At 29.5% G+C, this 5,473-nt stretch carries 5 protein-coding genes; 3 read left to right on the top strand and 2 right to left on the bottom strand.

Annotated features, from left to right (window positions below; all coding sequences use genetic code 11):
* The first annotated feature begins 273 nt into the window (after positions 1 to 273).
* The 3 genes from COL3_RS27415 to COL3_RS27425 all read left to right on the top strand — a co-directional run bounded on the left by COL3_RS27415 (position 274) and on the right by COL3_RS27425 (position 2,995).
* Positions 274 to 1,209, top strand: coding sequence for a metallophosphoesterase (locus COL3_RS27415; RefSeq protein ID WP_035283148.1), 936 nt, complete (start codon positions 274 to 276; stop codon positions 1,207 to 1,209).
* A 12-nt stretch (positions 1,210 to 1,221) separates the two neighbouring features.
* Positions 1,222 to 2,157, top strand: a complete 936-nt coding sequence (locus COL3_RS27420; protein ID WP_008422298.1) for a dipeptidase — start codon at positions 1,222 to 1,224, stop codon at positions 2,155 to 2,157.
* A gap of 94 nt (positions 2,158 to 2,251) precedes the next feature.
* Entirely contained in the window at positions 2,252 to 2,995 is a 744-nt protein-coding gene (locus COL3_RS27425) for an SDR family oxidoreductase (protein WP_008422297.1), read from the top strand.
* A gap of 67 nt (positions 2,996 to 3,062) precedes the next feature.
* Here COL3_RS27425 and COL3_RS27430 read toward each other — a convergent pair whose 3' ends face one another.
* The gene (locus COL3_RS27430; protein ID WP_008422296.1) at positions 3,063 to 4,580 is read right to left on the bottom strand and encodes a HAMP domain-containing sensor histidine kinase; all 1,518 of its coding nucleotides are present in this window, start codon (positions 4,578 to 4,580) and stop codon (positions 3,063 to 3,065) included.
* Positions 4,577 to 5,251 (bottom strand): response regulator transcription factor, encoded by a 675-nt coding sequence (locus COL3_RS27435; RefSeq protein WP_008422295.1) that lies wholly within the window; start codon positions 5,249 to 5,251, stop codon positions 4,577 to 4,579. Before COL3_RS27435 ends, COL3_RS27430 begins: the two co-directional genes overlap by 4 nt.
* Positions 5,252 to 5,473: the final 222 nt, after the last annotated feature.

A 5,473-nucleotide genomic window follows, 5' to 3' on the forward strand; every position in this document is an offset into this window, starting at 1 on the left:
AGCCTATTTTCCATCATACTGTGTCAGCAGATTGCCCTAATAGGCCTGCTATGAGGGCAATCTACTTTCTTGTCTGATGAAAAATAATCATGGCATTTTGGACCTGTTATTTTCTTTCATGTGCCTAAATACTTAATTATATAAAAAAGATGAAGATACTTAATATCAAAAGTTATCTTCATCTTTTTTTATTTGTATGTATAGGAAATAAAGTCAATTATAAGTTAGTCTACATATAATAAATGGAATTAATATATGCTATGGGGTGGGGAAATGACAGAAGATTGTACAAAAAGCAGGAATTTTATAAAGCGAATTATGAAAACGGCTAAGATAGTCGAATTTGATGATACTTCAAAAATAGTTTTAATAAGTGATGCCCATAGAGGAGATGGAGGATACGCCGATTCTTTAAGACAGAATAGGAATATATATAAAGCGGCCCTTGGATTTTATAATGAAAATGGATATACTTTAATTGAACTTGGTGATGGAGACGAGCTCTGGAAAAACAACGATTGTTTAGATATAGCCTATAATTATAAAGATATTTTTGCAATTTTAAATGAATTTCACTATGATAATAGATTAGTATTAGTGTTTGGAAATCATGATATAGTTAAATCTAATCCAGAATTTATTAAAAAGCAAGAACAACTGTTTGAAGAAACAGGTAAAGGATTTGGACGTGAAATGATTAATTTATATAGTAATATTACCTTTTATGAAGGGGCAATACTAAGATATATGCCTATGTATGGTGATATAATTGCATTTCATGGTCATCAAGTTGATTTAATTAATTGTGACATGTGGAGAAGCAGTAGATTTTTAGTAAGATATGTGTGGAGATTCTTAGAGGGAGTTGCAGGTTTTAAATCTCCTATAAGCCCTGCCAATAATTACGATAAGGGAACTAAGATAGATTATATACTTGAGAGAGTAGCGAGGAGAGAGAAAAAAGTTCTTATTTGTGGACACACACATAATGATATATTTCCTGAACCATATGAAGGACTTTATTTTAATGATGGATGCTGTGTATTTCCATCGGCAATAACTTGTATTGAAATAACTAAGGGTGAGATTTCATTAGTTAAATGGGAAATAGAAGTTGACAGCAAAGACGTTTTATATATTAATAAAACAATTACTGGAGGTCCAGAAAGAATAGGAAAATATTTAGATTTTGCAAGGCAGTTAAAGTAAAGGAGCGTAGATATGAAATTTATAGATTTGCATTGTGATACAGCAAGTAGGATATTTTATGAAAACTTAGATTTAAGAAGTAAATTATGCAAGGTTAATATTGATAATTTGAGAAAAGGCGAAAATCTAGGGCAGGTATTTGCATTTTTTATTAATGTAGAGTTAAATAATGATCCCTTTGAGGAATTTTTAAAGCTTTACAATAGATTTATAAAAGAAATTGAAAAAAACTCAAATGAAATTGAAATTGTTAGAAATATAAAAGAATTGAGAGCTGCTGAGGAAGACGGTAAAATTGGAGCATTTTTATCAATAGAAGAAGGGGAGGTCATTAAGGGGAGTATAAGTAATTTAAAAAAAGTATATGATATGGGGATAAGAATATTAACAATTACTTGGAATTACAAAAACCAATTAGGCTTCCCAAATGCAGAGTTTATTTATAAAGATAGAGGTTTAACTAAAAAAGGAATAGAAGTTATTGAGGAATGTGAGAGTTTAGGTATAATACCGGATGTGTCCCATTTGTCAGATGCCGGTTTTTATGATATAGTTAAAAATTGTAAGAAACCATTTATTGCATCGCATTCAAATAGTAGAGCTATAACCAACCATCCAAGAAATTTAGATGATAATATGATAAGATTATTAGCTGAAAAAGGCGGAGTTATGGGAATAAACTTTTGCTCTGATTTTTTAGGAAATAAAAAAGTATCATCTATTGAAGAAATGGTTGCCCATATAAAGCACATTAAGAAAATTGGAGGAATCGATGTATTAGCTCTTGGAAGCGATTTTGATGGAATACACAATGAAGTTGAAATAAAAAATGCATCAGAATTTAATAAGCTGCATAAAGTTCTTATTGATAATAATTTTAAGGAATATGAAATAGAAAAAATATTTTACAAGAACGCAATTAGAGTTTTTGATGAAACACTAAAATAATATATTGTTATATGTAAATAAGATAGATAAGAGTTGAAGGGGTGAATTTTGGGGAGATTAGGATAAAATATGAAATATCTCTCTAAGGATAATTATGAATAAACTAGCTGGTAAAGTTGCTTTAATTACAGGTGCGTCAAGAGGAATTGGAAGGGCTATAGCCATTGAACTTGCTAAACAGGGAGCAAGTGTAATAATAAACTATTCTAAAGATGATAAAGGAGCAAAGGAAACTTTAGAGGAAATTAAAAAGGTAAATGGATATGGAATTATTGTAAAGGGAGATATATCATCATATACAAAATGTAAGGAAATAGTTGAAGAAGTACTAATGGTTATGGGAAAAATAGATATTTTGATTAATAATGCAGGAATAAGCCAAATTGGCTTGTTTATAGATTCTACAGAAGAAGAAATTCAGCAAATTATAAATACTAATTTAATAGGCGCAATTAATATAACTAAGCATGTTCTTAAGGATATGCTTTCAAGGAAATCAGGGAAGATAATAAATATTTCTTCTATGTGGGGGGATGTAGGAGCGTCTTGTGAAGTTCTATATTCAACTACAAAAGGCGGCTTAAACTTATTTACAAAAGCCCTTGCAAAAGAAGTAGCACCTTCAAATATTAGAGTCAATGCTATTTCACCAGGAGTTATAGATACAACAATGAATTCATTTTTAGATGGAGAAGAAAAAAAATCACTAGAAGAAGAAATACCACTAGGCAGATTTGGCTCTGCAAGTGAAATAGGAAAAATTGCAGTATTTTTGTGCAGTGATGATTCATCATATATTACAGGGCAGATTATTAGAGCTGACGGTGGATTTATTTAAGTAAACTAAAAAAGATAGCAGGTCAATCAACATAATAGATTCACCTGTTATCTTAATTTTTTTATAATCAAAATTCTTCCTGTTCTTCAGGGGATACGATTTTTTCTAGATAAAAGTAAAATTCTACGCCGCCATTGATATTTTGTAAATTAAACTCGCTATTATGAAGGTGCAGAATATTTTTAACTATTGATAGTCCAATACCTGTACTGTTCTTTTGAGTTCTTTCTCTAGATTTATCTAACCTATAAAATTTATCAAAAAGTTTGCTTATTTCTTCGTCAGGAATAGTTACACCCATATTTTGAACTGATATTTTAAATTTATCTAAGCCCTCTTCAATTGAAATATTTATATTGTTATTTGGAGGGGTATATTTAATTGCATTTGTTATTATATTAGTTAGAACCTGCTCCATTTGAAACGGATCTGCATAAACGTAGCTATAAGGTGTAGAAGAATTAAAACTTACATTAAACTTATTTTCTTCAAAGTCAATGGAGTGTTTCTTCAAGATTTTTTTAATTAACCTATTTATATTAAAAGCCTCAAAGTTTGGTTTGATAGTTCCTGATTCGAGTTTTGAAAGTTCCAGCATATTAGTAACTAAAACGCTCATTTTCTTAGATTCGTCAATTATAGTTTCTAAATACATATTAGCATCTTCTCCTGAAACAATTCCATCTTTAAGACCTTCGGCATACCCTTCTATGATGCCAATAGGAGTCTTTAATTCATGACTGACATTAGATATAAAATCTTTTCTCATATCTTCCAATTGTCTTTCCTTTTCAATATCCAGCTCCAATTTTTTGTTTTTTTGTTGTAAATCTAATAAAGCAGTTTGAAGGTTTTTGGATAAAAAGTTTAAGGATTTAGCAAGACTGCCTATTTCATCTTCTCTATCAGTTTCGCAGACCTCAGTAAAGTTCATTTTAGATATTTTATTTGCAGCAAGAGTTAAATTTACAAGAGGTTTGGATATTAAGTTAGAATATATTAATGCCAGTATTATTGAAACAATAATTAATCCAAAGAATAAATAAAGAAAGAACTCACTTATTACTTCAGAAGCTTCCTTTATAGGTTGAATTGAAGCAATGCAGAAAATAAGGCTGTCATTTTTATTATTTAATGACATAGGGCTAACTACTCCAATTTTTCTCAATCCAGTACTTTCGTTTTCAAAATTTTTATATCTAGGTTGAGAATATGTAATTGCTTGATTTATTAAATCTTTGTCATTAATTAGTTCTGATGCAGAGCTTGTGAAGCTGTCATAACTTTCCTGGTTTCCATAAATAGTATTAGATGCATACATGATTTTTCCATTTTGAAAAATTATGATTTGAGCATTATTATCATTTTCGAATTTTTGAAGGGCTTTATATAAATCAGCATCACTATCAATGTGAAGGGAATATAAATCATTAAATTTATTAACTTCCTTTACTAAGGATATTGTCTTTTTATAAGAATAAAAGTTCTCAAAGAAAAAAGCTTGTGCAAAATAAGTCAAAAGCATTAAAGCAATAACTAGAGATAATGTTATGCCAAATAATCTTTTAGATAAACTTCTTTTCATTCTTTTACCTCAAATTTATAACCGCTGCCACGGACAGTTATAATATAATTTGCCTTGTCTAACAATTTTTCACGAAGTCTTTTAACATTAGTATCAACGGTACGGATGTCCCCATAATAATCTACCCCCCAAACGTTATCTAGAATATTATCCCTGCTTAATGCAATTCCTTCATTAGTAACTAAGTACATTAACAGTTCATATTCCTTTGGAGATAATATTACTTCTTTTCCATCTATTTTTACTTCATGTGAAAGCTTATTAATAGTAAGACCATTAAAATCTTGAGAGCTTGAATCTAAATCTTCTCTAGTTCTTTTTAGTAAGGCTCTAACTTTAGCAATCACAACCTTAGGACTAAATGGTTTTGTCATATAATCATCTGCGCCGTAATCATATCCTTGTAATTTATCTTCTTCTTCGCCTTTAGCGGTAAGGAGAATTACAGGAACGGTTGAAACCTCTCTTAATTTTTCAAGCATTGTTAATCCGTCCATAACTGGCATCATTATATCTAAAAGCACTAAATCTATTTTTTGAGTACTAAAAACAAACAAACCTTCTTCACCATTAGAGGCTTCGAATACGTTGTAATCTTCTCTCATTAAATAATCCCTTAGTAAAAATCTAATTCTTAATTCATCCTCAACTATTAAAATAGTTTTTTTCATTATCACTCATCTCCTTGCACAATAAATTTAATCAAACGTGATTTATAAAATTTACTACATATTAAAGATTATATATAATAATATTACTCCATAAATAAGTCAATTATATTACAAATACATCTGTAAGTATAATTATAGATATACAAAATATAACTTAGACTTATGCATATAACTCACCGAAATCAGCAACATACTTTTGTTCCAGTTTCTAGGTAATTTTGC

This window comes from Clostridium sp. LS (assembly GCF_002760435.1).
Lineage (GTDB): Bacteria > Bacillota > Clostridia > Clostridiales > Clostridiaceae > Clostridium.

Excerpts from the sequence above, each read along its gene's own strand:
- COL3_RS27415 (WP_035283148.1), top strand. The coding sequence starts at position 274 with ATGACAGAAGATTGTACAAAAAGCAGGAATTTTATAAAGCGAATTATG.
- COL3_RS27420 (WP_008422298.1), top strand. The coding sequence starts at position 1,222 with ATGAAATTTATAGATTTGCATTGTGATACAGCAAGTAGGATATTTTAT.
- COL3_RS27425 (WP_008422297.1), top strand. The coding sequence starts at position 2,252 with ATGAATAAACTAGCTGGTAAAGTTGCTTTAATTACAGGTGCGTCAAGA.
- COL3_RS27430 (WP_008422296.1), bottom strand. The coding sequence starts at position 4,580 with ATGAAAAGAAGTTTATCTAAAAGATTATTTGGCATAACATTATCTCTA.
- COL3_RS27435 (WP_008422295.1), bottom strand. The coding sequence starts at position 5,251 with ATGAAAAAAACTATTTTAATAGTTGAGGATGAATTAAGAATTAGATTT.